We start from the raw sequence: 26,008 nt of genomic DNA on the forward strand, positions 1-26,008 counted from the left end.
TCGCCACCGCCGCTGTTGGAGCGGCTGATCAAGGACGCACAGAAGATCCACAAGCAACGACCGATCTTACAAGAGACGCTCGCTACCGCTACGCAACCGAGGTGTGAGTCTTAACTAAAGACGAATGACACCTTGACAGAGAGTCTTCGTAGCGGGCGCTATGCTGGGCTCGCCGCCGCGTGTGGAACGGCCACAGGAATCCTCGTTCATACGGCAGCAGCGGTACTCGGATTAGCCGCGATTCTACGAACGTCGGCGCTTGCATACACCGTCTTGAAGTACCTCGGTGTCGCCTATCTCATCTATCTCGGTGTTCAGACACTCCGAAACGGCGAGGAGTTCGAGATTCAGGACGACCTTGCGGAGGAAAATCCCTCACTCCAACGGTCATACAGGCAAGCAGTGATGATCAATATCTCCAATCCAAAGGTCGCCGTCTTCGTCCTCGCGTTCTTCCCGCAGTTCGTCTCTCCAACCGCGAACGCACCGCTCCAAATGTCGATTCTAGGCTTGATCTTCGCTACCCTAGGCATCGTGTACCTCTGGGTCGTGGTGGCCTTCGCCAGTCGGGTGCGACACATCATCGTTGACTCCAAGATGATTTCCAGATTCATGCAGTATGCGAGCGGTAGCGTGCTGATCGGCTTCGGACTAAAGCTTGCAACCGAGAAACAGCCCGGCGCGTAATCTCTGACATAATTCCAACCACCTTACTCGTGCGCCCTTGGCGTGCGAGATTCGTGCTCGCAGTCTTGCAACCGATCACTCAACACCGACTAGTCGACGAATGACTCCTGGATGAGAAAACCTCGCCGCGCTCGCAGTCTTGCAGACCTACCTCGAAGAAATCCAGTATCCAGACTACACCATTTCATACCGAGCCACTGATCGCTGCTCACAGGACGGACACACGCTCGTTCCAGGTTCTACCGTCTCGACCCGCAACGTCGACATTCGAATAGAATCTCACCGTGGGTGCTGCCAAACAGACGCCTCAGTGGTCGAAACGGTGGAAGCTTCATTATCGGCAGACAAGCCAAGAAACTATCATAAATCTACAGGATGGTTCACGTCTCTCAACGGAGTAGTCGTACACTAACCAACATAACCACCCAAAAGGGGGAATGTCCACACAGACTGTGGACACGACAGACAGGTTGGTATTCGGGTCCCCGCTGCGCTTCAGCCCTCCAAGACGAAGCGCATCTCACTCTTCGAACTCCCGGGGAATAACCGTATTCCTGAATTTCAGGTCTTGAAAATCAGATTCGTATCCGACGCTACCATTTTCCCTCTCTCACGAGTAGGGACTGATATCAATGCCATTCTCTGAGACCTGGCACACTATCCTCGACGAACTCGACGAAATCCCACCTGATGGGACCTTCCGGACCCCACTCTCTGAGAAACCATTCCGTCTCGAAGATGCCCAAGAACACCGCGTCCTCATCGCCTACCGCGACCAAGACACAACTATTCCACTCAAACGCGAGCAGTTCGAGACCCTCTATCAACGAGTCTCCGATACCCCACAGCCTTTTGATCTAGATCGTCTCCCCGCTGATGCTGAACCCTACGCCACCATTCTCTCGGTCCATCCACGCTTCGAGATCGACCAACGTGAGGGCATCCTGAAAAACACTGATACTCCGACTCCTTCCTCGCTTGTCGACGCCGACCTCAGTGTCGAAAGCCAAGACCCCGACCCCACGCGTGGTGAACCCGATCTCCCACTCTACTCGGATTCGTTGCTCCTGATCGATGCCCTCGAACGCTACGAGCCGACGGATCTCGAAACGATGGAAACCGCTGAGCTGGTCAATCTCTATACGCTCTGCTCGGATGTCCAGCGCAATGCTGACGATCTCCGTCAAGATGTGCGCTCGCTTCTCTTAGATCGCCTCCACCACGACCAACCCGTCCACGGCCAGTACGGTTCCGTCCAGCGCACCAGTCGACGCAATCGGAGCCTCAAAGACGACCAGACCGTCCTGAAACTTCTCGAAGACCAAGGAATCGACCGCGAACGTGTCACCGCTGTCGACACCTCGAAAGTCGATGAGGCACTCGAAGTTACCGACCTCTCGGAGTCGGACCTCTACGAGATCGACGAAAGTCAGTATGTCCGCAAGGCCGATGTCGACGAAGAACTCAAAGAATCTCGACTCCAAGGCCTCAAAGACCAACTCGCGGCTGTCGACGAACCACAGACAGAGGAACTCCAGCGTGAGATCGAAGATCTCGAAGCTCGTATCGACGAACTCACCAGTTTCAGCTCTGCCAGCGAAGTCGACTGAAAATCCGCTCACCAAGAGTGGTGAACATGAGAAGACAAGACCACAAGCCGTTGGTGGGGACGGCTTGAGTCTATCCTGCTGAGTCAGAGTCTACCGAAGCCGGGTACAGGGGGTAAGGCATTATACTCTATGCTACTACTGTCCGATGGGTCGACAATGGCTCCGAACGCCAGCGTCGACCCCCACTATAGCCGTAATTCAGACCGACACCCCCTTGACACTCATTACCACAACCATGAGGACACTGCCATATAAATCTTACACAGAAAGCTACATAAGCAGATATTTTCCACAAATCAAAGACAGAACAGCCACTAATTTAGCTTAGAGCAGCAGATTCATGGTTGAAATTGCCAGTTATCAGGAAACAACCCAAACCAACACACAAATGATAGTAAGATCTCTACGGGTTCGAAAGCCCGGAGGTGGTGAAAGGGTGCCGGGACGGCGGGATACCCCAGAGGTGGTCAATCCATGAGGGCCAGTGGATCAACCACCTGCTACTAGTCGATTTTTCTAAGTAAAACTAATGGTTGAGGTGAATTACAACTAAATTGATGGATAAAAAATGCTACTCGCGAGTTGTATTCAGTAATCTCAGTCTCTGTTGTGACCTATCTCCGGATATAGAGCATTGCCATAATCGCCGCCAGTGCAACAACCATCAGGAGTTTCTTTCGTCCCATACCCTAGTATCCGTCCGTATTCAGTAATACTCTTACTGAAGAAAGCAAACCAGCGATATCTCTATCAAGATTGGCAGATCGGACTGTACAAGATACAGAAGACGAATTCAGCAGTCTGCCACCCTCTTTGATTTCTAAAGAACCGACTGGGCTATTGTGAATATGCGATACATTCCCGTCGCTGATGAGTGAGTTCGGTTCGGGACGGTAGTTCACGCAACCAGCAGACTGCTGTAGGGTGTTCCTACAAACACTAATGGAAACTACAGTAGTTGCTTTCGAACTTTGTCAATGTATTCTGATTTGAGTCGGTGTGATACGTGCTGGGTTTTGCCTTCGATCTCGTCCTCGTCTACCCACTTGATTTCAGTCATATATTTTGGGTATCTTGAATTGCTACGAAAGACGCCGTTCATACCGTTTCTTGTAAGTTCAATATTATAATTCTGTTTTAGCCGTTTTCTTATTTCAACACCCCAGAGAGCCTCACCATCGGCATCTGCCAGCACCTTCAGCATCGCTTGTTGTTTTGTTGTCAGGCTTGTCAAATTCTCTATCACTTCGTTGGTCATACCACCACCTTCTGGGTGGAAATGTATATAATATTCTATTTTTGTGCTATAATAACTAAATCAGAATTTTTTCAGGGCTAGATTTCAACAGGCAAAGTCTCGCGCCAAGGCTCCAGATCGTGCCCGGCTACCAAGACCTAATATCACCACAAACAGCGCGTGTTCTCTGAGAGATAGGTGACCGGTACGCGCGTTCCATCTTGCATGGGACGTTCTAATAGAACCCAGATAGGTTAGTTGGTCACGCCCCGTGATCGACCCATGCTAACCGTTGAGTCAAACTTTGTATTTTGTAAAAAGACTCCTAAGTTCGATGAGCCAATTCTACAATGTAGTGCGAGAGCATCCGTCTTTAGCTAAGTGAAGAACCGCATGACAGCGGCGGCTTATCGGGACACCTTTTTGGAAGGAATGAGGAGGCTTCAGCTGTGCACACAGAACCCTCCTCACGTCATATTGAACGTCGTCTCACTAACCTCCTTCCCTCTGAAGCGCTCGAAGACCACGCCGAAGATGTCGGCGTGGTCGAGCGCGAGGGGAAGCTTCAGATCCCGCCACTCGTCTGGTCGTTCGCGTTCGGCTTCGCCGCAGGCGAAAGCCGAACGCTTGCGGCCTTCAGACGCACTTACAACTCCACTGCTGACGAGTCGCTCTCTCCGGGCGGTTTCTATCAGCGGTTGACGCCGACGCTCGCAGAGTACCTCCGCGACCTCGTCGAATACGGCTTCGACGAGGTCGCTGTCCCTCACACCGTCTCTGAAGAGTTCGACCGGTTTCGAGACGTGATGATCGCTGATGGAACCGTCCTGCGGTTGCACGAGTTGCTCTCTGAAGAGTACAAAGCACGTCACGAGGAGCAGGCTGGAGCGAAGCTCCACCTGCTCCACAATGTCACCGATCAGACGGTCGAACACTTCAGCGTCACAGACGAGAAAACGCACGACAGCACGTTGTTCAACACAGGATCGTGGCTGGAAGGACGGCTAGCGATCTTCGACCTCGCCTATTTCAAGTACCGGCGGTTCGCGTTGATCGACGAGAACGACGGCTACTTCGTGAGCCGGTTGAAACAGAGCTCAAATCCGGTTGTAACGGAGGAATTACGGGAATGGCGCGGTCGCGCCATTCCCTTAGAAGGCGAGAAAATCTTCGACGTTGTAGACAACCTCTCCCGGAAGTACATTGACGTGGAAGTCGAGGTCGAGTTCGACCGGCGAGAGTACGCGGGGACGCAGTCACGTGATACGAGACGGTTCCGCGTCGTCGGCGTCCGCAACGAGGACGCCGACGACTACCATCTGTACATCACGAATCTGTCTCGGGAGGAGTTTCTCCCGGCTGATCTAGCGACGATCTACCGATGTCGATGGGAGGTAGAGCTGCTGTTCCGGGAACTCAAGACACAGTACGAACTGGACGAGTTCGACACGACGAAGCAGCATATCGTAGAGATTCTGCTGTACGCAGCGTTGTTATCTTTGGTCGTGAGTCGTGATTTGCTCGGTCTGGTCATCGAACACGCTGATGAGGGGATTGTGTTTCCGCCGGAACGCTGGGCGGCGACCTTCCGGTCGCACGCCCAGCTCATCCTCCGCGAACTGAGAGAGTATCTCGCCTACTCACCACCGCCACTGCTACAACGACTGATCGAAGACGCTCAAAAGATCCACCAGCAACGACCGATCCTCCAAGAACAGCTCGCTACCACCATCCAACCGGCTGCTGAGGCTTAGCTAAAGACCAATGAGTGCGAGAGATAGCTTAGAATCTACATTGAGTCAAATTCCGAGAGAAGGTCATCAAACTGATTTTCAACGGTCTTTGTAATGGCTGCATCTAATACATCGATAACGTCGTCCCGTGTGATTTCTTTCTGAATAGATGTCGTAATCACCTGATCAAGAAGCACAGCTAATAGATCACGGGCCTGTTGGAGGTCTTCTTTGTCAGCCTGTGTGTTCTCACCATGAACGGTTGCATTACGCAAACCCTGAAGACGGCCTAATTCACTGTATGTAGCTTTCTCTCCGGCAAGAATCGCAGCCCGTCTTCTAACCTCTCGGAAGGAGCCGCTACGTCCCGACGAGAGAAGCGCTTCAATTCCAATGACAGCGTCAACAACACCATCTGCGTTCGAAACCTTCCGATATGATGATTCAAGCCGATCAATGGCAACTCGAATTCCTTCGTCCACGTTCGCTTCCGATACTAGTTGGTAGTATTCAACAATCTTGTCGGGATTAGACACTAATACTGGCTTTTCGATTCCGCCAGACGCCCTAGATCCGTGTTTTTCATGAGAACTAATAACGGAAGGATAGAATGTTTTGTCGATGATATGCCAGGTGCTCATCTGAAACCCTTCTGGATGGATCAACCGCAGAGCGATCTTCAAATTCTCTAATGCGTCTTGGGCTTCTTGATCAATATCACTCATAATGGTGATACCACCCTCCCATCCATTGTCTACTGTCGTTGTATTTTCGTAGACAGCTGCATGCGTCAAATGTCCGATCTGGATCGCTCTTCGCAGAGCTACTGAACCGCCTCCCAAGTCCATCGTATTTAGCATTAATTCCTTTTCAAACTCGCTGAGATGGCGGATGACAAGATCGTCGGTAATCTGAACGTTGTCGTCGAAGGATAATCCAATAATCGGTGCAATATATACGATTGTGGCCTCGTCTGAGCGTAGAGTGTCCCAAAAATCCGGGTCTATCTGTGATTCTTCAGTGGCCCCTCGATCCGACTCAATTCGAGTCTCCTTTATTACCCTATTGAATGCTTTTGCTGCTCCAATTTCGGACTGTATTAATGAAATATCATCGTCGGTGACGAGGGCTTCAATTAGGGGACATATCTTTGTCACTTCATCCGGCGGATCTTGTGCCAACTCTCGTGCAGAGGGAACATCTATCGAACGTGTGGTGCCCATTTGACCATTCTCTGACGCCCGGTATATCTCGTAGTCTTTGTGACGGACTTTTCTATATTCGTGGTAACTATACTCAAGAAATTCTTGAATAGCCTCAGAGAGCAGTTCTTCGGAAAACATAGGAGTTCTGTATTACTGTTTATCAGTCTTGTTTAACAGGGGATAGTTTTTATTCCAGCGGCCTATTTGAGATAAGGATTTATAGTCGTATACACTATAACAAGCATCTCAGGAGAGATTTGACCGGCTGTCTAAACAGCTTTCAGACTCTGTGTAGCTCGAACAAAATGCGTTTTTGCCTATTCAGACGCCGTCTAAGCTTCGAGAATGTGAGTGTGGGAGACGTGACTGGAAGTGTCGACCGGCAGTACCAACACCACACGGTCGACGGCCTCCCGATTAGCCTCGGTTCTGACCTTGCGAAGCCACTGCTTTTTCGCCTTGTCGTCAAAAATATATATGATTGTGGTGGATGGTGTCAGATATGAATCTGACTAGAAAGCTGATGATTATTGGTGTTTTTTTCCTCATTGCGGGCATCTTACTCCCCGCTGTGGAAATTGGTTTTATGGAGACAGATAGAGATTACATATACACAATTGAACCAAACGGTTCTTGGTGTGGCGATCTCGTATACGGATCAACTAATTTCTCGGACAATAATAGATTTCAGAAAGACTATAACGACCTCTCAACTTCTGGCCGCAAGTACTTCAAACAGGCTCTTATACATGGTCACTATGTCATAGAAGACAAGAATAACGCTGCTCGAGACTTTACGTATATAAACGACGAACAAGCAGCCGGTATTGGTTGTTATGCTATTAATTACCAAAATAAGACGTATGCACTAGAGACCGATACAGAAAGTCAAGTAACGACACCAATAGGTGGCGTTTGGCCTTTTGTTTTAGGAGGTACCTTTCTTTTATTTGGCTTTGGATTACTGATTATTGCATCTCTGTGGCCAATCAAAACCAAGAATTAGTTTGGGTCAAGTAATTACGTATTCATACTCTACTGAAATAACAGGTGGCAGCGGGTTGTTTTATACGGACTATAAGAATGAAGTTGAGGAGTCAATGTTGTCACGTTCCTAAGTTTCGTTGAGAAGGCACTACAGATACCCTAACAAGGTGCGAAATCACGCAGGGGATACCGGCGGATTCGGGCTTCCCTGTACCGTCGTTCACTGCATCCACAAAAGAATAAGCACTCTCACCAGAACCCTCAGCCTGCGGCGTGTGACTCCGAATACGCAGCTAATCGTTGTTGCGGTATCTCTGGTCCCAGTTGCACCTCGTTGCTGCCACCACCAAGCAACGGACAGAGCTCGGCGTGGCCTCTGTAAATGTCAATAGACACGGAACACACTCACGAGTTGATAGCTTAACTGATTGCTATACATAGTGGATGCGTTTTTCGGTTGTGAATAGGGCAAACTTGGATAGCCCACCAAGGCCGATATTCGCAAAGCCAGCAGCGGCTAATGCATAGCCGAGACTCAACAGCAACTCTGCTTGGAGGAATCCAGAGCCGACGCCATACAGGTCAGTGGTGATCGCCAACATCACAGAGATAATCCCAGCTAAAGCGAACACAGCACCAACTCGTAGGACATTTTTCGAGATGGCTTGCCCCTCTTGGCAGGCGCGGGCCATCCAATAGTTATCTGGAGAAACGGGTCGTTCGCGTTCATCCTCAGCTAGATACCACGCGAGGTTCCCACGTTCTGGATGCCCGAGCCGTTTCTTGTGAACCCGACCGTCATCCTCCAAAGCCGCCAACCGGTTGCGGACTGCATCCGATTTGAGATCAACTTGCTCAGTATCGGAGACTTCAGTTGTGCCAACGAATCCCGCCTCACTCTCTCGAATCACGTTGAGAATTTTCTCGTCGGTGATCCGCTCTTGCTTCTTTTTTTCAAGGTAATCTTGGACACCCATTGTTACCTCCCGAGGAGTCCTCCAATCACAGTTGCAATGACTCCAACGGCGAGAACGACACCAAGTAGGATCATGAGTAATCCATAATTTCCAATGTCATAAAGCATGGAACTGGATTCAATTGCTGAGCCGATCATCACTAGCACAAAGCCACCAATGATGAACGCGAACACGCCCTCAACTCCGTCACCTACATCACTCACTGTGACCACCTTTCGGTTCAGCTGTTGTCGTGATTGGACTGAACATCATGTCGCTCGTCAGGAATTGTAGCAGTATATAATGGATTGACCTTTCATAATTTCGCTCACCTAATTACCATACAACGTGGATTATCAGCCTACATCGACTACACCGATTTTGGCTCTCTACGTGGCTTGAGTAGGTGATCGACACAGGCCGAATTGGGTGACTGCGGTCGGGTGAGAAATACAAGGCATATTGCCGGGGCATTAGCGCGCGTGGTTGAATCGGTGTGCTCGAACTAGAGGCTGTATTTAGTAGCGAACTACACTGACAAAGGCACAAACGTGATTGTCGTTCTTAGAACACTCACGAGGTAGCAAATGAACACAGGACAACACCTCATAACAAATTTAAAAGATTCCAAATCAAAATGACGAGTATGGCTTCCGTTGCTGAAGATGTAGGAATTTTTGAAGATGCAATCCGTCAACTACACGACGACTTTCAAAATCATCCGTTTCATTACGGAAATGAGAACCCAATCATGCCAGAGCTGTATCGACGCCTTCGAACAGAACTCTCTCCAGAAACCATCTCTCTGTCATACCGCCAAGACCATAGTAACATGGGCGACTGGAGAAACCGAGAGATGTTCGAACGGTCAGAACGGGAGGGTCAAGAGATTCCACGCGTCCGTCCAGAAGTGAGGTTCTACGACGACGGAATCTGGGGAGGAGCGAAGACCGATTTTGACCTCGTCGTATTTCCTGAGGGAACCGAAGTTGTGATGCAAGGTAAGAAAGAGGGAATTGGGAATTTCGTCGATATCCAGAGAACCCAGCTTTCGGTGCTTTGCGAAATTAAGCATTCTATGAATATGAGCGGTCAGTTTCGAAACGGTGGAGAGACAGATATCCAAGCACTCTCCGAGTATCCGGGTGACGTAGGGAGACGGTATTTTTTGTTCTGTGATTGGTGGCCCCAGGATGGGTACGGGAAACTCACTTTTGAGAAAGATATACGACAATTAGAAGAGAGAATTGGTAAGATAGATTGTCGTGTTGATATCGCGTATCTTCCGCGAACAGGTGATATTAAGTTCGTGCGTAGTGTCTGCCAGTGATTCTATGAGTGCTGAATACGCGCTCGCAGTCTTGCAGACGTAGCTCAGTGGACTCTAGTATCCAGACTATTCCATCTCATAGCGAGCTACTGATCGCTGCTCACAGGACGGACACACACTCGTTCCAGTTTCTACCGTCGACCCGCAGCGTCGACATTCACACAGAACCTCACCGTGGGTGCTGCCAAACAGACGCCTCAGCTGCCGAAACGGTAGAAGCTTCATTATCGACAGACAAACCTATCAAATATCATAAGTTTGCAGGATAGTTCACATCCTTCTACAGAGTAGTCGTCCACTAACCAGCACAAAAGGGGTAATGCCACACAGAGTGTGGACACTACGACATGGTATGCGGTCGGGTCCCCGCTGACGCTTCGGCCCTCCAAGACGAAGCGCATCTTGTTCTTCACACCTCGGGATCATAATTGTATTCCTGAATTTCAGATTCTGAAAATCAAATGCTGTATCCGACGCTACCATTTTCCCTCTCTCCGATGTAACAGCTGATACCGATGCCATTCTCTGGAATCTGGCACATCATCCTCGACGAGATCGACGAGGTGCCGCCTACTGCTACCTTCCGAACCCCACTTTCTGACAAGCCATTTCGCATCGAAGACGCCCAAGAACATCGGCTTCTCATCGCCTACCGCGACCAAGAGACGACCATCCCTCTCAAACGCGAGCAGTTTGAGACGCTCTACGACCGCGTCTCTGATTCTCCACAGCCCTTCAATCTTGATCGCCTCCCTGCTGATGCCGAACCCTACGCCACCATCCTCTCAATTCACCCACTCTTCGAGATCGACCCACGCGACGGTGTGTTGAAACCCACTGATTCGCCTACTCCCTCTTCGCTCGTTGACGCCGACCTCACTGTCGAAAGCCAAGATCATGAACCCGCCCGTAAGGAACCCGATCTCCCGCTGTACTCGGATTCGTTGCTCTTGATCGATGCCCTCGAACGCTACGATCCAACCGACCTCGAAACCATGGAGACCGCTGAGCTGGTCAATCTCTATACACTCTGTTCGGATGTCCAGCGCAATGCTGACGATCTCCGCCAAAACGTGCGCTCGCTTCTCTTAGATCGCCTCCACCACGACCAACCCGTCTACGGCCAGTACGGATCGGTCCAGCGGACCAGTCGACGCAATCGAACGCTCAAGGACGACGAAACGGTCCTCGAATTACTCGAAGACCAGGGCATCGACCGCGAGCGTGTCACTACCGTCGACACCTCCAAAGTCGATGAGGCACTCGAAGTTACTGACCTCTCGGAGTCGGACCTCTACGAGATCGACGAAAGCCAGTATGTCCGGAAGGCCGATGTCGACGAAGAACAGAAGGAATCTCGGTTGCAGGGCCTCAAAGACCAACTCGCCGCTGTCGACGACCCACAAACGGAGGAACTCCAAGACGAAATCGAAGAGCTCGAAGCCCGCATCGAGGACCTCACCAGCTTCAGCTCCGCCAGCGAAGTCGACTGAAAACCTTCTCAGCAAGGAGTGGTGAACATGAGAAAACAAGACCACAAGCCGTTGGTGGGAACGGCTTGAGTCTGGTCCGCAGGGCCGAACCTAAGCCGGGTACAGAGGAAAGCGCTACTCGTTGCAACTACTGTCCACTGGGTCGACAATGACTCCAACGAGCCAGCGTCGACCCCCACTATAGCCGTAATTCAGACCGACACCCCCGTGACACACATTATCACACTAATGCGAGTGCTATCATATAAACCTTGCACTGAAGCCAAAACAGAGACAGATTGTGTGTCAGTCACCCATATAAACCAAGTAATTCAGTCTTTTACAACACAATCGAGCTAATAATAGCACAAATAGTAAACTCGTGTGTTCGGAACCGGAGTGCAGATGCTAGGGTGATCTCTGCGGCGTTCAAAAGCCCGGAAGTGGTGAAAGGGCGGCGGGATGGTAGGATACCCCAGAGGTGGTCGATCCCTGAGAGCCAGTGGATCAACCACCAGTTGCTAGTCAGTATTCTAACTAAAAACTGTTGGTTTGATGGAATTACTATGAAACCAAGGGATAGTACTCGGAGAGTCAGTCGGAACTCTCAGTCGCTGTATCGCCTTATTTTCGGCTATAGAGCATAGCCATAATCGCTGCCACCGTAACAACCACGAGGAGTTTCTTTCGTCCCATATCCCAATATTCGTCCGTATTCACTAATCACTATTGTTAGACCGGGGAGACCGACGTGGATTCACACTCATCCAAACTCTGTTGATCCACAGATTCAGGCAACTGCCCTATCCGAACCGCAGTTTCCGATGCTGTTGCAGCCTCAGCGCTCTCAATCTCACCTTGATCTGCATACGCTCCCCACAGGAACGCCCACCACCTCGATAACCGACGATGCCGTCCAAACAACGCCTCTATGTCGTCGTCAGGACTGATCGGTGCTAACCCACTCATATACACCTCTTCTAACTCTGGAAGATCGTAGTGTGTAATGTAGTGACAGAGCACTCGACTCCCCACGTCACGGGCAAACTCTGCGTCGATGATCGCAGTATCTGGTTCTGGTTCTCCAAACGGCTCTTCGCGATGACTCTGGGAACTCCACCACGGCTCTAAATGTCCTCCCCAGCGCCGTCGACCCTCGGATTCTGTCGGCTCAATGATATCCCACGCTGCTAGGTCGTTGATATACCGGTCGTAACTGCTCCCAGAGATCCCAGCTGCCTCGATGCGGAGCGTCCCATCGGCTCGTCTACATCAAGCAGTGTTTTCAGCAGTTTTGTCGCTGTCGGCGGTAACTCCGGAAACAGCCTGTCGACCGATCCTATGTCGGTTTCCCATCCGAACAGTGTAGGTACTACTTCAGAGACCGGGTTAGCTGAGATTAATTGCTGTGTCTTCGAGTTGCGTGTCTTCCCACTGTCGACGCTCTTCGATCAGTTCAATTCCCAGCGGAGTGAGCGTATACAAATTCGTCCGGTCATCCATTTTTTCCTTTCTGACCAGCCCCTCGTCGACGAGGTCGTTGAGGTTTGGGTAAAGCCGTCCGTGATTCACCTCCGCTGTCGAGTATTCTTCGAGTTCACGACGAATTTCCGCTCCAGATGGTTCGTTGAGCGCAGCAATACAATATAGCATATCCCGCTGAAAGCCTGTTAGGTCATACATCAATGGAGGTTTTATTTTCGTGGATATAAGCATTTGTTACAGTTCAATAATCGGTAGAGGGTACCAACCAGACGAAAAGCGAGTGGAAATCCCTGAAGCAAACGAATCAGTGGCATTATGAGATTGAACCAGTTGATTTCCAGTATGTCGACTGCTGACGAAGCGAAGGTCACAACCACTGAAGAGATGTGGGACGTTGTCAGCGCCCTTCCTCCCAGCGCGAAGTTGATCGCCAAAGTTCTCGAATACAATGGAACACTGACCCAGTCAGCACTTGCAGACAAATCTCGACTCTCACCTCGAACTGTGCGACATGCGCTCACAGAACATGATGAAGCTGGTGTCGTCGACTCTGAAATCTCACTCGCTGATGCTCGACAACAACTCTACTCGCTCAAAGTAGAACCCTGAGCAGTCTGACTCTCAGAGATCTAGTCGAAGACCGCTAATATCGAAAGCGTTCGACGACTTCCCCGAACGCAACGGTCTCGTGAACGGTCTCGATTCGTATCCGCACTCGATCGCCCACCCCCGTCTTAGGAACTATCACCACGAATCCACGCTCGACACGTGTGAGCCCGTCTCCCTGATCACCCAGCTCGGTGATCTCGACGACTCGGGTCTCGCCAGTGCTGACTGGTGGTTGATCGAGATCTGGTTGTTGTGATGAATCGTCACGGTTCTGTGTGGGAGCTGGCTGTGTAGTTTCGCCCGGTTGCTTGAGAACTGCGACTTGGTAGTCTTCGGTCGGATCGACATAGCCGATGTCGACTTCCTGTTTCGGAACCTCAACGACGTACGACTGGCCTTGTTCTTCGATTTTAGCAGCAAACAGACAGGTGAGTTGTTCAGAAATCTCCATTGAGAGCTCGTAGCGAATACTGATCAGACAAGTGAATTAAGACTATCGAGGGATCTGGAGAACAAGTCATCAATACGGGAGTGAGTAGAACTACTCCCAGACGGGTACTATATGCAGACGATCCAACTCAGGACAATGACTCACAGGCGATCCCGTCTCCGTCTCGGTCTAGGCCGTGTGGGTCGCCTGATTGGTTCTCAAGTACGTGTTGCGCCTGCTCTTGCGTTTCAAAGTCGCCACAGTTGTAGTCGCCATCCGGCGGCAGTGGTGGGATCTCAACGTTCCCGCTGTCGCTATCTGTTCCTGACTCAGTATTGGAGTCCTGAAACTCCCACAGACCCACGTCGCTATTTTGAGCTTCCTGCTCGGCTACTGCAAACTCCTCACGCAGCGAGAACTGACTGTCGTACATCCGGGCGTAGCCGTCTGCAAGCAGTTGCTCATTGAAATTCTCACCGTCGCCGTAGAGATACACCAAGAGACGGCCAAAGTAGCCACGTCTATCTGAGTCGGGATCGAAGACCATCTCGACCTGTTCTCCTTCCAATTCATCCTCGGCGAAGGTAGTCGCTCGCTCGCCTCAATTGAAGAGGTGGTCACGTCCCGCAGTATTGTCGGGGATGCCCGCAAATTCATCAGGCGAAACCCGCGAGAGTGTGGTCTCAGGCGTGTCGACGCCGAGTAGTCGGACTGTCTCTTCGGTCCCATTGGCATACTCGACTTCCATGGTGTCGCCGTCGATCACATGGGTGACAGTGACGGTGACCGACTCGCCGTCGACGGCGTCGGGTGGCGTCGTGGTCTCGGTCGACTCGGTGTTGGATTCCCCAGGTGTCGCTGGTCGGTCGACAGGACTGCCAGTACACCCAGCGAAGGTAACCAACAGGACGACACCAATGAGGGCCATCAGCCGGATTTGTCGCATACGTGGGTGTCGGAAGTCGGCGGGATCAATCAGTCGGTTGGGTCGACGATGGATTAACTCGTCGCTCTTATGTAGAGCTGTGGAATCCCCCTATAGCAAGGCAGTCGACGAGGAATTCGAGCGATGCGCCGACGAGATTCACTGAGCGGACGATACCAAAAGTGTGAGCGGCCTGCTCCAAGCCGTGCTTTAACCAACAGCGGGTGAGGTCTGCCGCCAGTTGTTGGTTAACGCGTACCCGAAATGCGGCGGGAGGGTTCACTCACTACCCCATGCAAACAGCAGACTAGCCAAACGGGTTGGAAAGAGCCTCTGTAGGGAATCGTCTTCGTCTTGCTGTCAGTCGATACACTGCTGGTGCTCGAAGCAATTGTTCCAAAAGAGTGGTGGTGGGTCGACGGTGACAACGCCGTTAGCTGGTCTGCTCGACACGCCAGGTAGTCGCCCCGGTGTACGACCAGCGTTCAATCGACAGATCGTCGACCGAGTCTTGAAGCTTGACGATCAGCGCGCCGATCTCCTTCGACGAGAGGCTGACATCCTCGGCGATGAACTTGCTTTTGAAGTACACCTCACCATCTTCGACACGGGATCGGAGATAGTTAGCGAGTCGCTCATCTTTTGATTCGGAGTCGATGGTCGAGGTGTCAGGCTGTGTTGAGGCGCTCATTGGTTGGAGTTGGTGTGGTTGTGTCCGATGAACAGTGCGATCAGATGCAGTCCGAGCAGGCCGACGACAATCAAGCCAGTCTGAGAGCCCAAGCCACCCGAGAGGAGTGGCAGGTAGACCAGCGGCAGCAGGATTGCCACCCAGAAGCTCATTCCTCGGACGGTTGTCCTGAGCGTGAGCGTTCCCTGGTGTGCGACATCTGCAGCCCAGTTCGTCACTGCGCTCGTGTTCTGTTCGTGATTTGGTGTGGCGTTCGACATCAGGTGGTCACCGTCTGATTGCATCCACAATCCAGATACCCATATAATACGACGAGCATTCGGACATATTCAGACTCTTCAGACGTGAAAAGAGACTCCTCTCAACATTTTATGAAGGCTTTAACTATCCTTAGATAATCTATAATCTGATCTTAACCGTTTTTGCAATCGGGGCAGATTAGGATGGGAAATCTGAATTTGCAGGTAGAATCTCCAATATGCGGCCGATCCAGTGTCCCATAACCGCACTGACCACACTCGCGCGCACTCACTGCTCAGTGGAATAGGGGTCGACTCACAGACTACTTTCACTCCGGTCGGCTAAATTATATATGCCAATCGTCGGTCCGTGTATATGGGAGACGAGGGATTGCCTCTCTGATACAAGGTAGCCTTCGAACCCATGTCACACCATTCCCCAATTCCCTGTAACAAATGGAGAAACCAATTATGACCACAGAATCACGTAATCCGACTCTTGGGCACTGTCTAGTTCAGGAGGTTTGAGGAGAGAGCTGGTCTAATTGAGTGGTGGTTATGTCACTTGCAGACCTGCTCAGAGAGACGTTAGACGTGGATTGTGATGATGTTTGGGAGAATGAACGCACCCCGACACCCGTTAGGGTGTTCGGGATGCGACTTCACTCAATGGGATTGTCAGTCCGGGAGGTTCCCGCAGTGCTGGAATTACTCGGAATTAACCGATCTCATGGAGCAGTCTGGAACTGGACGCACGATCTCGCCGAAGCACAGGACGACCCGCCGACGGCCGGGCCGTCGCGGGTCGCCGTCGATGAGAAACAAATCGAGGTCGATGGCGAAGACAAATGGCTGTATGCGGCGGTCGATACGGAGTCAAAATTCCTGTTAGACATCGACGTGTACAGCCGCCGCGGGACCGATCCCGCGGCGGCGTTTCTCCATCGTCTAACCCAGAAACACGACGTTTCAGACGCTGAGTTTCTGGTTGATGGCGGTGGCTACCTGACTGCCCTCTTTCGGCACGAGTTGAGCGGTCAGCTCAACTACAGAGAGCGGAACTATATCGAAAAGTGGTTCCAGACCGTCTCGATGCGGATTGACCGCTTTCATTCGTTCTGGAGGGGCAGTCAATCGAGCGCTCGCCACTGGTTACGCCGGTTTAGACACTACTACAACCATGACCGACCGAACCAAGCACTAGATAACCGAACGCCTGTCGAGGAGGTCCTCAACTAGACAGTGCCCTTGTCGGATACCTCGGTGGGATGACTCTTCCCAGTACCGTACCATCAGAAGTGTAGATATTTACCTTGGGCCAGAAGAAGAACTTATGTGGGGTATTGAAGCTGGCATTCAGTATGGGGTTCTTGCCGGAGTCTTCCTTGGTAGTGCTGCCTACAGTATCGGCGCACTATACCGACATCTCCGGCGCGACGATCCATCCACCTATCCGGGGATTATTTAACAACCAATCCGGTGGTGATGTGACGTATATACCCTGTATTGACCGCTCAGAGTGATCGATCTACATTATGAATGAGACAGGCAATGGTGAGTTCACGTCACTCCACCGTGCATGGAACGCGCGCTTAGACACTGATCTCTATGGCCAGCGGAGTCAATCCGAGACAGTCAACTCAACGCTCAAGCGGAAGTACGGTGCGTTCGTCCGATCACGACGCTGGTGGAAGCAGTTCCGTGAACTCACTATCGCTTGTCTTAACAGTAGATAGTAGCACGGTTTCTTTATTCAGAATCGTCCCTGAAACTGAATCGGCTGATTTGGTAACTACAACCTGCGTATGTACCATATTCACGTTCCATACAAGGTATCAAACAGCAGTAGTTAGTGGCCACCGGAAACGAAGTGAAGACCGACGATACCAACGAGAATAACGCTGATGAACCCTATTCGAGCAAGGGTTGCAGGTTCATCAAACAGGATAATCCCAAGCGATGCTGTCCCAACAGCACCGATACCAGTCCAGACAGCGTATGCCGTACCGATGGGGAGGTCTTTGATTGCCTGTGCCAGCAGTACCATACTAATGATGAGGGCAACAACGGTACCGAGCGCCGGTACTGGTTTTGAGAGTCCGTCCGAATATTCGAGTCCAATTGCCCATCCGATCTCAAACAGTCCAGCCAGTATCAGGAGTGGCCACGACATCTCAACTTTCATCTACTCACTCAGTCGGACTATGACTTCCGATTTCCTCCGGCTCGGGGGACAGAGCATTAGGCGAAATTAGTGATGTTAACCATTAAATAGTGCCTCTTTACTGACCTTAACTTCCACGACCAACTTTGAATAAAGAAATCGTATTACCAACTACTGTTAATCACAACATCGACCGATCACTCAAAGTGGTCAAGACAGGGGACTCACAAATTGTTTAGTACAATATCTGGAGCAAATATATACGATATCATATTCACGATTTTGTATGAACCGCCGACGGCTTCTGATATATTGTGGAGTTACCGCTGGTATCAGTGGGTGTATGGATCAAGGGACGGAGCCGACCCAAAACGCTGACAATAGTTCAACGGACGACAGTAGTGAAGCGGACGACTCGGTCTGTTCTTTCGTCCCGATTATCTCGTCCTCGTGGCCTGTTCTATCGCCTGTGAAGGGGTCGGCTTCAGTGATGTCGACGGCGACGATCCCTGCGCGGAAAAACTCCTCCGTCTCTGCGACTTCGTCTATGAGTTGCCGGATCGCCTGTCGGTACATCGTTCGAATCTGCTCGATAGAGAGATCATGAATGTGCTCGCGATGGGCGTGGCCCAGCGGCGTCCGGTTTCGGTTTGACTCGTGAATAAAGCTCCAAGCGCCTTCGTTCACGGCGAGATTCTCTCGAAGTCCGAGATACGTCTGGAGGTCCCAGTAGGCGTTCTCGTGGATCTCACACCCCTCACCACGGTCCAGTGAGAACGTCGGGAAAGCAATGCGACTCACGTGCTCAGTGACTGTCTCTGCTTGCTCCAGCACGACCTGATCGCCAGGGTCCGATTCCCTACTCTTGTCACCGTGTCTACGGCTCTGTCGTTCTGGCTCGCGCGGAACTGAGATACCTGCATTCTGGGCTTTGATGAGGATGGTTCGAGCCGCTGTCTTGACGGTGTTGCGGAGGTCAGCTGTGAAACGGTGGTGCCAGCTGCGCCAGAGTGTCGACTGATTCGGCACCGACTCTAGACCAAGTCGCTCGCAGAGGTCGGGTTGCTGGGTAAGGTATTCGACGAGGGCAGTCTCGTGGCCCCAGCCGTAGAGTTCTTTCAGCACAAACAGGCGAAACAGCGTTTCCATTTCGTAGCTTGTCGAGCTTGTGTACTGGTCATGTGCATCAAACCGGACGTATGCGAGCGGCAGTGTGGAGACAAACGGTTCGGCTGCTTCGTGTTTGCCGTGGTCAAACCATGTTTCCGCGACGACGCGGACGTCCGATTCGAGCGCGGGAAGCGACGTGCGATCGAACAGCGGGGTGGATTCGTATGCAGGCCAGTCCACGTAGGATTGTTGGGCGATCTGGCGGAAGGCAGTACGGCGAGACTCACGTGTCGGGGCCACGGCGGGACGGTAGCGATGACACGCTCAAGAATCCGTCTGACTACAACGACGTTCCCGTGTACTGTCCAGCGCTGACGGACGCAGAAGTTGTAAACTTTCTCTACTATAACAGACAGGGGTATGATTCGCGGGTCGGCATCGAAATCCTTGACGACTCCGACTTGCTTATCGAGGATGGGATGCTCGCTGACACAACAGGTCTGATCGCAGTCGGAGGTGGCGTTCCGAAACACCATTCATGACGAATCTGTTCCGGGGTGGGGCGGATTACGTCATCTACATTTCGACCGGTATGGAAGGAGATAGATCACTCTCTGGAGCGCCCCCGGACGAGGCAGTATCGAGGGGGGAGATAAAGGATGATGAGCGGTGAATTACACGCAGGTCGAGGCAGAGGCAACGCTCGTCTTCCCACTGCTCGTGGCAGGTGCTTTCAGCGATTGATTCGAAATTAAAAGCCTGCAGCACTACCTCACTCTGGGCGGGGGCCGAAGTGGTTCTCCAGGTGCTTCGATCGAGCGTTCATGCCCATTTCTCAGTTGAAGACTCTGAAGCGTCGCTGGCGGACATAGTTGGCACTGAGAACCTTGACGTGTGAGTACGATCTACTCACTGAACCGCGCAATGCGGCAGTTATTATACATAAAGCGTAGCAGGATGGTTACGGACGATGCTTGCGTTCGATCGCTCAGTCCGAGTGTGCGGGAGGTCCGAGTCGATCGCTGCGTTCGCTAGAGTCGGTCTCAGCCGAATGATCTCCGTTCGTCGAAAGCAGTCGGCGCTTCGAGTTAAAGACGACAATGAGACTACTGATCGCCATCATAACGGCGGCGATCAACGGCGTGATCACGCCAGTCATTGCCAATGGGAGCGCAATCGCGTTGTAGCCAGCCGCCCAGACGAGATTCTGTTTGATTCGGCCTCGAGTTTCACTTGCCAGCTCGAAGACCTCGGGAACGGCGTCGAGACGGTTGTCCAGCACCACCGCGTCGGCCGCCTCGATCGCCAGATCGGTGCCGCTTGAGACCGCGATCCCGAGGTCGGCGCTGGCGAGTGCGGGCGCGTCGTTCGTTCCGTCGCCGATCATTGTCGTCGTCCCGCGTTCGCGGAGTCCTTGGACGATCACTTCCTTCGACTCGGGGCGCACGCCTGCGAATACGTGATCAACTGCGGGATGGTTCGCAAACGTCTCGGTCATCCGCTCGTCGTCGCCAGTCAGCACGACGATTTCTCGGTCCGCGTCCGCGAGCTCGGAAACCACGTGTTCCCAGTTCTCTCGCGGCGTATCTCGGACTGTAACGACTCCTCGGACGACGCCCTCCCAGACAACCGCCGTGGGATGAGTGCCCGACTCGTAGGCGTCCGTGACGGCTGCCTCGATCTCCGCGGGAATCGTCCACTCGTCAGCATCGAAGGAGTCTGGATGGCCGATAACTACGCGGGTATCGTCGACGAGCGCTGACACGGTACGGTCGGCGCTCTCGAAGCTCGACACCGAGCGCGTGGTTGGCGGGGCGGCATCGTCGATCGCAGCGGCGATGGGGTGGCTCGACCGACGTTCGACGGCGGCCGCCATCTCAAGCACTTCGTCAGGATCGTCGCTAACGACGTCCACAAGCTCCATCTCCCCAGTAGTGAGTGTCCCAGTCTTGTCGAACACAACGACCGAGGAGTCGTCGATCCGCTCGAGCACTGTCTCGTTGAGAATGAGCATGCGATTGTCGGAGGCATCGCGGGTGGCCGCCACGAGAGCAAGCGGGGTAGCGATGCCGAGCGAGCACGGACACGAGACCACTAGCACGGAGACACCGGCCATTATAGCTGTATTCGGGTCGTTGCCAAGGACGAACCAGCCAGTGGCAGTCAGCGCGGCAAGCCCGAGTACGAGCGGGACGAACAGCACCGCAAAACGGTTGACGATATGCTGGACGCCCGTCGCAGAACTCTTGACGTTCCAGAGGAGTTCGACGAGGCGATCCATCGTGCTGGTGTTTTCCGGACCAACTTCAACGACGATCGCATTGTCAGTAAGGATCGACCCGCCGAGTACGGTGTCCCCAACGGATTTTCGTTGCGGGAGAGATTCACCCGTGACGAGTGCCTCGTCAATCGCGGCAGTCCCGTCGACGATCTGACCGTCGACTGGGATCCGTTCACCAGGTTTGACTAACAGCCGGTCGCCAGGCTCACACTTTGCAATTTCGATGGTTTCAGTGGCCTCACTGTCGTCGTCGAGCCGGCGGGCCTCATCGACGCGTGAATCCGTGAGGTCGGCGCGATTGCCGAGCGCAGCGTGTTTGACCCGTGACTCGAGATGGTTGCCGATGGTGACGATCGCGAGTACCATCACTGCGACGTCGAAGTACGGATCGCGCCCGCCCGTGAGGTAGGTAGCCAGCGAGTAGAGATACGCTGCGAGCACCGCGATGGCGATCAACACGTCCATGTTCGGGCGACCGACTTTCAGGCTCACGTAGGCCCCGCGGAAGACCGGGTATCCAAGCCCAATAACGATGAGCGTACTCCAGACAACTAGCGGCACGAACACCATCGCCTCAACGGTACTTCCGTAGAGGAAACTCTCGGGATAGATGCCGAGATACACCGGATAGATGAACAGGACGTAGAGAATCAACACAGGCATCATCAGTACCGCCGCGAGTACCGCACGGTATTTGCCGAACTCAACACGCGAGCGCAGCGAGTCGTTTTCTTCGTCAGGATCGTAGGCCTGGTAGCCCAGTCGACTTAGTGCCGCAGCAATCGCGTTGCGGTCTATGTGGTCAGGGTCGTACACCACCTGCGCCATTTCAGTCGCGTAGCTCGCATGCGCTTCGTGAACGCCCTCCTCTTCTTCGGCAAGGAGTTCGATGAATCCTTCGCAGGTCTGACAGTGCATTCCGTCGATCGAGAGGTAGGTCGTTTCGGCGCCCTCGGGGACATCGGGTCTGGAATCCTCGGCCTCAACGCGGTCACGGACGGCCGCAATCGAGAGATCGACGTCCTCGCCGTTGTCAACCAGGCGTGCGACCTCTAGACAACCCCGACAGCAGAACTCGCCGTCGATGTCCTCGTCGATGATTGGGTCTTCGACGGGGAGGTCACAGAGTGTGCAGGTGGACATGTTACGCAACTGCCTCCGATTCGGCGATTGGTTGATAGTACGGGATGTCGGGTAACGGGAGCATGACGCCAAACCGCATGAGCCCCATCGCTAACAGAACGTATCCGAGCCCAATGAACAATACACCGAGTCCATAGTGGACCACCTGTCGCTGGCGGGCACTCACTGACTGGATCACTGTTCCGTAGAGAAACACGCTGGGGATCGTCCCCAACCCAAGTGCGCCGAGCGAGAGGAGGCCATATACAGGCGATCCCTGTGCGAACGCGTACAGGAATGCGGGATAGAGAAGCATACACGGCAACAACCCATGAAGCGCGCCGAGGCCGACAATGCCGATGCCGTTGACCCAGCGGTCGATCCGCGTCGAGATAACTGTATAGGTTCGCGCGAATACGGATCCAATGCCACTACCAGCAATAATACCTTCAACAGCGCCTTGTCGGTAGCCGGCTAACCGGGTGAATCCCATAACAAGAATTGCCACGCCGATGCATATGCCGACGGCCCCTTGAACTGGCTTGAGTAGCCCAGCGAGCCCTATCGTCCCGTAGAGCAGCGCGCCGGCAGTCCCGAAGACGCATCCGATGAGGGCGTAGCTCATTGTCCGGCCGAGGTTGAACAGCGTGTGCTGACGCACTTCATAGAGGGTGAGTGTGCCTGACCATCGGTCTTCGGTTTCCATACGCTCGGCGTAGGTTGCAACGAGCGGGCCACACATTCCAATACAGTGTGCACCTCCGAAGAGGCCAATCAGAAAAAACACCACCAGTCCGTGGCCGCTTGTGATGCTAATCTCACTCAGTTGTACTGGGACTGCCGATATCATACTCAAAACTGGCAAAGCCAGCATAGATTAGAGTGTACCAATCGTCGTGTGTAATGGGTTTCGGTTCAGGCCGTGACTTCGAGGATCGGTAATGTGAATCAATACAGGATATACAGTGGTCGCGTGGAAAATTCCTCAGACATGGAATACCAGCTCCGATTAGCTACTCGAGAAGATGCACCAGCCATCCGTTCTATCTATATCCCTTTCGTCGAATCGACACCAATTTCGTTTGAAGTTGACCCGCCAACGACTACAGAGATGGGTGAGCGGATTGAGACGACTCTCCGCAAGTATCCGTGGTTCGTTTGCGAGACAGACGAAGGCGAAATTCTCGGATACGCAACTGCGAGTTCGTTGCGGTCAACCCCGCCGTATGAATGGACGGCTGAACTGACGGTATACGTCGCTGAAGACGCTCACCAATCGGGTATCGGAACCGCGCTGTACACCTCCCTCTTGGAGACTCTGAAGGAGCAAGGATATTATAACGCGTACGCAGTCGTGACGCTCCCGAATCCTGCAAGCGTGAAGTTACACAAGCGAATGGGGTTCGAACCGGTTGGTACGTTTCCCACAGTTGGCTACAAACAGGGAGAGTGGCACGACGTCCAGTGGTGGTATCGACAACTGGCAGATCACCCATCCGATCCGGAACCACCGCAGCCATTAACTGCCATCCGAGGGTCGCCCGAGCTTGAACACATTCTGAAAAGAGCAGAGACATACTTCGACATCTAATCAATACGCATACCTACTGAACAGTTGATTCACCCCGATCTCACTGGGATAGCCCTGTCCCGGTCACACCATATGCATTGAGATAGCCAGTCTCAACTACCAGCTCACGATACTGGTGGAAGCAGTTCCGTGAACTGGTTGTCGGCTGTCTCACTCACAACATTGACAAGGCACTTTGAACGGTCAATATAGGAACAGATGACCGATTTCGTCCATCAGATTACACCAAACAAGATGAGCAATCCAAACAGAATCGATAAAATCCCGATCAGATATATGGAGTCTAACCACCAATCGACGAACTCGATTTCGTCTGGATCTTGATCTGTACCAAACGTCTTCCTTTCTCGATCAATTTGGTCAAACCACTCTGGTTTGAGGAGGCAAACGATTCCGAGACCGATGAATAGACCAGCAACAGGTAGCGACATACGTAATTTTGGAAGGTAGGAGTCATTAAACTACAGTTCATTTTTTAGATCCTCACCACACGAGCCGTTAAGTGGACAGTCATACCTAACGTCTGTTTCAGCGGGAAAGATGTCGAACTAATAGGATTTCAACAGAGCCTTCTAGTCGTATTTGTGCTCAAGCTCACTCATTCTGTGTTTGTCCAAGAGGTTAATAACCACAATCTCAGTACCATCCCTATGTTTGATAATTTGGGGTATGAGCGTTGATTGTTCCGTGTAGCACTGGGTACTACATCACCGAAACTAATGAGCTGGATCTTCGGCGGGTGCGAGCATGTCGTCAATTTGCAAGATGAGACTGTTGTTTGAGTCGTCTTTGGCATCAAGCGTCCCAATGATTCGGAGTTTCGACAGCGGCGTCGGGCCAACGATGACCTCGTCGCCTTCGTGAAAGTTCCGAACTGATCCCTGTAGGTGAATCTCGGCGCGGCAGAGTTCCGGGTGGTGAACGCTCGAAAGGTCAATGCTCTCGACGTTAGCGTTGTTGACTGTTTCGTCGTTATGGAACAGCGGCACTGCAGCGGCTTCGTCCATCTGGTCGACATCCAGCACCTCGTAGGCGTTAGCGGTCGGTTTATAACCGCCTTTTGGGCCGGGGACACCCTCAACCAGCTGGAGGGCCTTGAGGCTCTGCATCTGGTTGCGGATGGTTCCGGGGTTGCGGTCGACCTCCTCGGCGATCTTTTCGCCTTTAACAACGTCTTCGGTCTGGCGGTGGAGATTTGTAAGGGCAGTGAGTATCGTCTTCTGACTTGCTGTGAGTTCAATTGATGCCATAAATCATAGCAATAATCGACTGCTGATAAAACCGCTGGTGAATAAATAAATCTACCAAACTGATAATCGAGTTATAAGGTAACGTAATTGAAATATTACTAATGAGATTTTGTAGGTCTTTATTGCTTGAATCGGACCCTATCCGCCGTCAGCCACGGCCAAACACGAATTCAGTTACCCATCGACTAGGAACTGCTGAGTGCTCCGTCGACGGATGACCTCATTGATTAGCCAGGCGATATTAAAGACAATTCCGAGTAAGCTGAGACGAGATTACTGAAAAGCAAAGTGGGACTCAAACGACTGTCGTGCGTCCCTCTGGAGACCGAGATAAGTACGTGCTTTTTAAATTAGTTCAATATACCCACGTGAGTGAATACTACAAAACGTAGCTTGAATGCAGAAACCGCTAGGGTCGCTTCAGTGCACCAGCTTCGTCAAAGAGACTATGGCTATCCTTCGGTTCTCCAGGATACTGTTTCGCAGCTTCTGCATCAAATTCGACACCGAGCCCTGGTTTGTCGGGGACTTCGATTGTCCCATCGGTAACCTCGAAGTCGTGTTTGATGATTTCATCGCCCCACGGAACATCACGACTCATATGTTCGAGAACTTCGAGATTCTCGATGCCAGCACAGAGATGGAGTCCGGCAGCAGTACTAATCCCCGAGTTGGGATTGTGCGGGGCAAAAGTCATATAACGAGATTTTGCCATCGAGGCAGCATGCTGGAGTTCTTGTAGGCTACCGTAGTTGGTTAAGTCGGGTCGCTCTTGTGTAGAGCTGCGGAAAGTCCCTATAGCTACGGTCTGTGGCCCCAAATGAGGAGATATGCCCTCCTCAGATCCAGCCTTCGGCCGGATGCTTCGCCAGCTCGTCGATCTTGGTGTACTCA

The 26,008-nt window shown here is 52.3% G+C and carries 24 protein-coding genes and 6 pseudogenes; 11 read left to right on the top strand and 19 right to left on the bottom strand.

Going from position 1 to position 26,008, the window contains the following annotated elements; all coding sequences use genetic code 11:
• Nucleotides 1–129: 129 nt before the first annotated feature.
• A pseudogene (locus tag NO877_RS18950) lies at nucleotides 130–687 on the top strand (LysE family translocator); the annotation flags it as partial.
• Between the two features lie 632 nt (nucleotides 688–1,319).
• Nucleotides 1,320–2,297: a DUF7983 family protein gene (locus NO877_RS18955; protein ID WP_256397865.1), complete on the top strand. Its 978-nt coding sequence runs from the start codon at nucleotides 1,320–1,322 to the stop codon at nucleotides 2,295–2,297.
• A 949-nt stretch (nucleotides 2,298–3,246) separates the two neighbouring features.
• On the opposite strand, the gene NO877_RS18960 is transcribed toward NO877_RS18955, so the two are convergent.
• Nucleotides 3,247–3,555 (bottom strand): hypothetical protein, encoded by a 309-nt coding sequence (locus NO877_RS18960; RefSeq protein WP_256397866.1) that lies wholly within the window; start codon nucleotides 3,553–3,555, stop codon nucleotides 3,247–3,249.
• A gap of 428 nt (nucleotides 3,556–3,983) precedes the next feature.
• On the opposite strand from NO877_RS18960, the gene NO877_RS18965 reads away from it, so the two are divergent.
• On the top strand, nucleotides 3,984–5,288 hold the full coding sequence (locus tag NO877_RS18965; RefSeq protein WP_379827717.1) for an IS4 family transposase: 1,305 nt from the start codon (nucleotides 3,984–3,986) through the stop codon (nucleotides 5,286–5,288).
• Between the two features lie 35 nt (nucleotides 5,289–5,323).
• Here the strand turns inward: NO877_RS18965 and NO877_RS18970 are convergent, their stop codons facing one another.
• The gene (locus tag NO877_RS18970) at nucleotides 5,324–6,610 is read right to left on the bottom strand and encodes a HEPN domain-containing protein (RefSeq protein ID WP_256397867.1); all 1,287 of its coding nucleotides are present in this window, start codon (nucleotides 6,608–6,610) and stop codon (nucleotides 5,324–5,326) included.
• A 364-nt stretch (nucleotides 6,611–6,974) separates the two neighbouring features.
• On the opposite strand from NO877_RS18970, the gene NO877_RS18975 reads away from it, so the two are divergent.
• Nucleotides 6,975–7,478, top strand: coding sequence for a hypothetical protein (locus NO877_RS18975; RefSeq protein ID WP_256397868.1), 504 nt, complete (start codon nucleotides 6,975–6,977; stop codon nucleotides 7,476–7,478).
• Nucleotides 7,479–7,890: 412 nt separating this feature from the next.
• On the opposite strand, the gene NO877_RS18980 is transcribed toward NO877_RS18975, so the two are convergent.
• Nucleotides 7,891–8,436, bottom strand: coding sequence for a hypothetical protein (locus NO877_RS18980; protein WP_256397869.1), 546 nt, complete (start codon nucleotides 8,434–8,436; stop codon nucleotides 7,891–7,893).
• Between the two features lie 2 nt (nucleotides 8,437–8,438).
• Complete coding sequence (locus NO877_RS18985; RefSeq protein ID WP_256397870.1) at nucleotides 8,439–8,639, bottom strand: hypothetical protein; 201 nt, start codon at nucleotides 8,637–8,639, stop codon at nucleotides 8,439–8,441.
• 422 nt (nucleotides 8,640–9,061) lie between these two features.
• On the opposite strand from NO877_RS18985, the gene NO877_RS18990 reads away from it, so the two are divergent.
• Together NO877_RS18990 and NO877_RS18995 are read left to right on the top strand one after the other, a co-directional pair.
• Nucleotides 9,062–9,745 carry a hypothetical protein gene (locus NO877_RS18990; protein WP_256397871.1) on the top strand — a complete coding sequence of 228 codons (684 nt, stop codon included), beginning with the start codon at nucleotides 9,062–9,064 and terminating at the stop codon, nucleotides 9,743–9,745.
• 515 nt (nucleotides 9,746–10,260) lie between these two features.
• On the top strand, nucleotides 10,261–11,238 hold the full coding sequence (locus NO877_RS18995; protein ID WP_256397872.1) for a DUF7983 family protein: 978 nt from the start codon (nucleotides 10,261–10,263) through the stop codon (nucleotides 11,236–11,238).
• A gap of 1,368 nt (nucleotides 11,239–12,606) precedes the next feature.
• On the opposite strand, the gene NO877_RS19000 is transcribed toward NO877_RS18995, so the two are convergent.
• The gene (locus tag NO877_RS19000; protein ID WP_256397873.1) at nucleotides 12,607–12,900 is read right to left on the bottom strand and encodes a PadR family transcriptional regulator; all 294 of its coding nucleotides are present in this window, start codon (nucleotides 12,898–12,900) and stop codon (nucleotides 12,607–12,609) included.
• A gap of 144 nt (nucleotides 12,901–13,044) precedes the next feature.
• Between NO877_RS19000 and NO877_RS19005 the strand changes: the two genes are divergently transcribed.
• On the top strand, nucleotides 13,045–13,311 hold the full coding sequence (locus tag NO877_RS19005; protein WP_379827713.1) for an ArsR family transcriptional regulator: 267 nt from the start codon (nucleotides 13,045–13,047) through the stop codon (nucleotides 13,309–13,311).
• Between the two features lie 34 nt (nucleotides 13,312–13,345).
• Here the strand turns inward: NO877_RS19005 and NO877_RS19010 are convergent, their stop codons facing one another.
• The 7 genes and pseudogenes from NO877_RS19010 to NO877_RS19040 form a co-directional block, all read right to left on the bottom strand.
• Nucleotides 13,346–13,762: a TRAM domain-containing protein gene (locus tag NO877_RS19010; protein ID WP_256397874.1), complete on the bottom strand. Its 417-nt coding sequence runs from the start codon at nucleotides 13,760–13,762 to the stop codon at nucleotides 13,346–13,348.
• Nucleotides 13,763–13,889: 127 nt separating this feature from the next.
• Complete coding sequence (locus tag NO877_RS19015; protein WP_256397886.1) at nucleotides 13,890–14,105, bottom strand: excalibur calcium-binding domain-containing protein; 216 nt, start codon at nucleotides 14,103–14,105, stop codon at nucleotides 13,890–13,892.
• Nucleotides 14,103–14,330, bottom strand: a pseudogene (locus NO877_RS19020) (thermonuclease family protein); the annotation flags it as partial. The pseudogene NO877_RS19020 and the gene NO877_RS19015, both read right to left, overlap by 3 nt.
• Nucleotides 14,331–14,342: 12 nt before the next feature.
• Nucleotides 14,343–14,687, bottom strand: coding sequence for a thermonuclease family protein (locus NO877_RS19025; RefSeq protein WP_256397875.1), 345 nt, complete (start codon nucleotides 14,685–14,687; stop codon nucleotides 14,343–14,345).
• 67 nt (nucleotides 14,688–14,754) lie between these two features.
• Nucleotides 14,755–14,880: pseudogene (locus NO877_RS19030) on the bottom strand (IS1595 family transposase); the annotation flags it as partial.
• A gap of 219 nt (nucleotides 14,881–15,099) precedes the next feature.
• Nucleotides 15,100–15,357, bottom strand: a complete 258-nt coding sequence (locus tag NO877_RS19035; protein WP_256397876.1) for a DUF7123 family protein — start codon at nucleotides 15,355–15,357, stop codon at nucleotides 15,100–15,102.
• Nucleotides 15,354–15,617 carry a DUF8028 family protein gene (locus tag NO877_RS19040; protein ID WP_256397877.1) on the bottom strand — a complete coding sequence of 88 codons (264 nt, stop codon included), beginning with the start codon at nucleotides 15,615–15,617 and terminating at the stop codon, nucleotides 15,354–15,356. The genes NO877_RS19035 and NO877_RS19040 overlap by 4 nt, the downstream gene beginning before the upstream one ends.
• A 537-nt stretch (nucleotides 15,618–16,154) precedes the next feature.
• Here NO877_RS19040 and NO877_RS19045 point away from each other — a divergent pair.
• Together NO877_RS19045 and NO877_RS19050 are read left to right on the top strand one after the other, a co-directional pair.
• Nucleotides 16,155–16,835 carry an IS6 family transposase gene (locus NO877_RS19045; protein WP_256397878.1) on the top strand — a complete coding sequence of 227 codons (681 nt, stop codon included), beginning with the start codon at nucleotides 16,155–16,157 and terminating at the stop codon, nucleotides 16,833–16,835.
• 317 nt (nucleotides 16,836–17,152) lie between these two features.
• Nucleotides 17,153–17,332 (top strand): annotated as a pseudogene (locus tag NO877_RS19050) (IS5/IS1182 family transposase); the annotation flags it as partial.
• Nucleotides 17,333–17,445: 113 nt separating this feature from the next.
• Here the strand turns inward: NO877_RS19050 and sugE are convergent.
• Both sugE and NO877_RS19060 read right to left on the bottom strand, forming a co-directional pair.
• Nucleotides 17,446–17,769: a quaternary ammonium compound efflux SMR transporter SugE gene (sugE, locus tag NO877_RS19055; protein WP_256397887.1), complete on the bottom strand. Its 324-nt coding sequence runs from the start codon at nucleotides 17,767–17,769 to the stop codon at nucleotides 17,446–17,448.
• A gap of 369 nt (nucleotides 17,770–18,138) precedes the next feature.
• Nucleotides 18,139–19,170: pseudogene (locus NO877_RS19060) on the bottom strand (transposase); the annotation flags it as partial.
• Nucleotides 19,171–19,184: 14 nt separating this feature from the next.
• Between NO877_RS19060 and NO877_RS19065 the strand changes: the two are divergent.
• A pseudogene (locus tag NO877_RS19065) lies at nucleotides 19,185–19,614 on the top strand (deoxyhypusine synthase family protein); the annotation flags it as partial.
• A 244-nt stretch (nucleotides 19,615–19,858) separates the two neighbouring features.
• Here NO877_RS19065 and NO877_RS19070 read toward each other — a convergent pair.
• Both NO877_RS19070 and NO877_RS19075 read right to left on the bottom strand, forming a co-directional pair.
• The gene (locus tag NO877_RS19070; RefSeq protein ID WP_256397880.1) at nucleotides 19,859–22,294 is read right to left on the bottom strand and encodes a heavy metal translocating P-type ATPase; all 2,436 of its coding nucleotides are present in this window, start codon (nucleotides 22,292–22,294) and stop codon (nucleotides 19,859–19,861) included.
• Between the two features lies 1 nt (nucleotide 22,295).
• Nucleotides 22,296–23,147 carry a sulfite exporter TauE/SafE family protein gene (locus tag NO877_RS19075; protein WP_379827710.1) on the bottom strand — a complete coding sequence of 284 codons (852 nt, stop codon included), beginning with the start codon at nucleotides 23,145–23,147 and terminating at the stop codon, nucleotides 22,296–22,298.
• A gap of 117 nt (nucleotides 23,148–23,264) precedes the next feature.
• On the opposite strand from NO877_RS19075, the gene NO877_RS19080 reads away from it, so the two are divergent.
• Nucleotides 23,265–23,864, top strand: coding sequence for a GNAT family N-acetyltransferase (locus tag NO877_RS19080; RefSeq protein WP_256397882.1), 600 nt, complete (start codon nucleotides 23,265–23,267; stop codon nucleotides 23,862–23,864).
• Nucleotides 23,865–24,079: 215 nt separating this feature from the next.
• Here the strand turns inward: NO877_RS19080 and NO877_RS20050 are convergent, their stop codons facing one another.
• The 3 genes from NO877_RS20050 to NO877_RS19090 form a co-directional block, all read right to left on the bottom strand.
• Nucleotides 24,080–24,295: a DUF6199 family natural product biosynthesis protein gene (locus NO877_RS20050; RefSeq protein ID WP_465262064.1), complete on the bottom strand. Its 216-nt coding sequence runs from the start codon at nucleotides 24,293–24,295 to the stop codon at nucleotides 24,080–24,082.
• 285 nt (nucleotides 24,296–24,580) lie between these two features.
• Nucleotides 24,581–25,114, bottom strand: a complete 534-nt coding sequence (locus NO877_RS19085) for an Rrf2 family transcriptional regulator (protein WP_256397883.1) — start codon at nucleotides 25,112–25,114, stop codon at nucleotides 24,581–24,583.
• A 409-nt stretch (nucleotides 25,115–25,523) separates the two neighbouring features.
• Entirely contained in the window at nucleotides 25,524–25,829 is a 306-nt protein-coding gene (locus tag NO877_RS19090; protein ID WP_256397888.1) for an enolase C-terminal domain-like protein, read from the bottom strand.
• Nucleotides 25,830–26,008: the final 179 nt, after the last annotated feature.

Source organism: Halohasta litorea, assembly GCF_024494645.1.
In the GTDB taxonomy this organism is placed as follows: Archaea; Halobacteriota; Halobacteria; order Halobacteriales; family Haloferacaceae; genus Halohasta; species Halohasta litorea.

Bases quoted from the DNA above. Each gene is read 5' to 3' on its own strand.
- NO877_RS18995 (WP_256397872.1), top strand. From the start codon at position 10,261: ATGCCATTCTCTGGAATCTGGCACATCATCCTCGACGAGATCGACGAG.
- sugE (WP_256397887.1), bottom strand. From the start codon at position 17,769: ATGTCGTGGCCACTCCTGATACTGGCTGGACTGTTTGAGATCGGATGG.
- NO877_RS18990 (WP_256397871.1), top strand. From the start codon at position 9,062: ATGGCTTCCGTTGCTGAAGATGTAGGAATTTTTGAAGATGCAATCCGT.
- NO877_RS19000 (WP_256397873.1), bottom strand. From the start codon at position 12,900: ATGTATGACCTAACAGGCTTTCAGCGGGATATGCTATATTGTATTGCT.
- NO877_RS19070 (WP_256397880.1), bottom strand. From the start codon at position 22,294: ATGTCCACCTGCACACTCTGTGACCTCCCCGTCGAAGACCCAATCATC.
- NO877_RS19080 (WP_256397882.1), top strand. From the start codon at position 23,265: ATGGAATACCAGCTCCGATTAGCTACTCGAGAAGATGCACCAGCCATC.
- NO877_RS19045 (WP_256397878.1), top strand. From the start codon at position 16,155: ATGTCACTTGCAGACCTGCTCAGAGAGACGTTAGACGTGGATTGTGAT.
- NO877_RS18955 (WP_256397865.1), top strand. From the start codon at position 1,320: ATGCCATTCTCTGAGACCTGGCACACTATCCTCGACGAACTCGACGAA.
- NO877_RS19075 (WP_379827710.1), bottom strand. From the start codon at position 23,147: ATGCTGGCTTTGCCAGTTTTGAGTATGATATCGGCAGTCCCAGTACAA.
- NO877_RS19040 (WP_256397877.1), bottom strand. From the start codon at position 15,617: ATGTCGAACGCCACACCAAATCACGAACAGAACACGAGCGCAGTGACG.
- NO877_RS18960 (WP_256397866.1), bottom strand. From the start codon at position 3,555: ATGACCAACGAAGTGATAGAGAATTTGACAAGCCTGACAACAAAACAA.
- NO877_RS19005 (WP_379827713.1), top strand. From the start codon at position 13,045: ATGTCGACTGCTGACGAAGCGAAGGTCACAACCACTGAAGAGATGTGG.
- NO877_RS18970 (WP_256397867.1), bottom strand. From the start codon at position 6,610: ATGTTTTCCGAAGAACTGCTCTCTGAGGCTATTCAAGAATTTCTTGAG.
- NO877_RS19035 (WP_256397876.1), bottom strand. From the start codon at position 15,357: ATGAGCGCCTCAACACAGCCTGACACCTCGACCATCGACTCCGAATCA.
- NO877_RS20050 (WP_465262064.1), bottom strand. From the start codon at position 24,295: ATGTCGCTACCTGTTGCTGGTCTATTCATCGGTCTCGGAATCGTTTGC.
- NO877_RS19085 (WP_256397883.1), bottom strand. From the start codon at position 25,114: ATGGCATCAATTGAACTCACAGCAAGTCAGAAGACGATACTCACTGCC.
- NO877_RS18975 (WP_256397868.1), top strand. From the start codon at position 6,975: ATGAATCTGACTAGAAAGCTGATGATTATTGGTGTTTTTTTCCTCATT.
- NO877_RS18980 (WP_256397869.1), bottom strand. From the start codon at position 8,436: ATGGGTGTCCAAGATTACCTTGAAAAAAAGAAGCAAGAGCGGATCACC.
- NO877_RS19025 (WP_256397875.1), bottom strand. From the start codon at position 14,687: ATGCGACAAATCCGGCTGATGGCCCTCATTGGTGTCGTCCTGTTGGTT.
- NO877_RS19010 (WP_256397874.1), bottom strand. From the start codon at position 13,762: ATGGAGATTTCTGAACAACTCACCTGTCTGTTTGCTGCTAAAATCGAA.
- NO877_RS19090 (WP_256397888.1), bottom strand. From the start codon at position 25,829: ATGGCAAAATCTCGTTATATGACTTTTGCCCCGCACAATCCCAACTCG.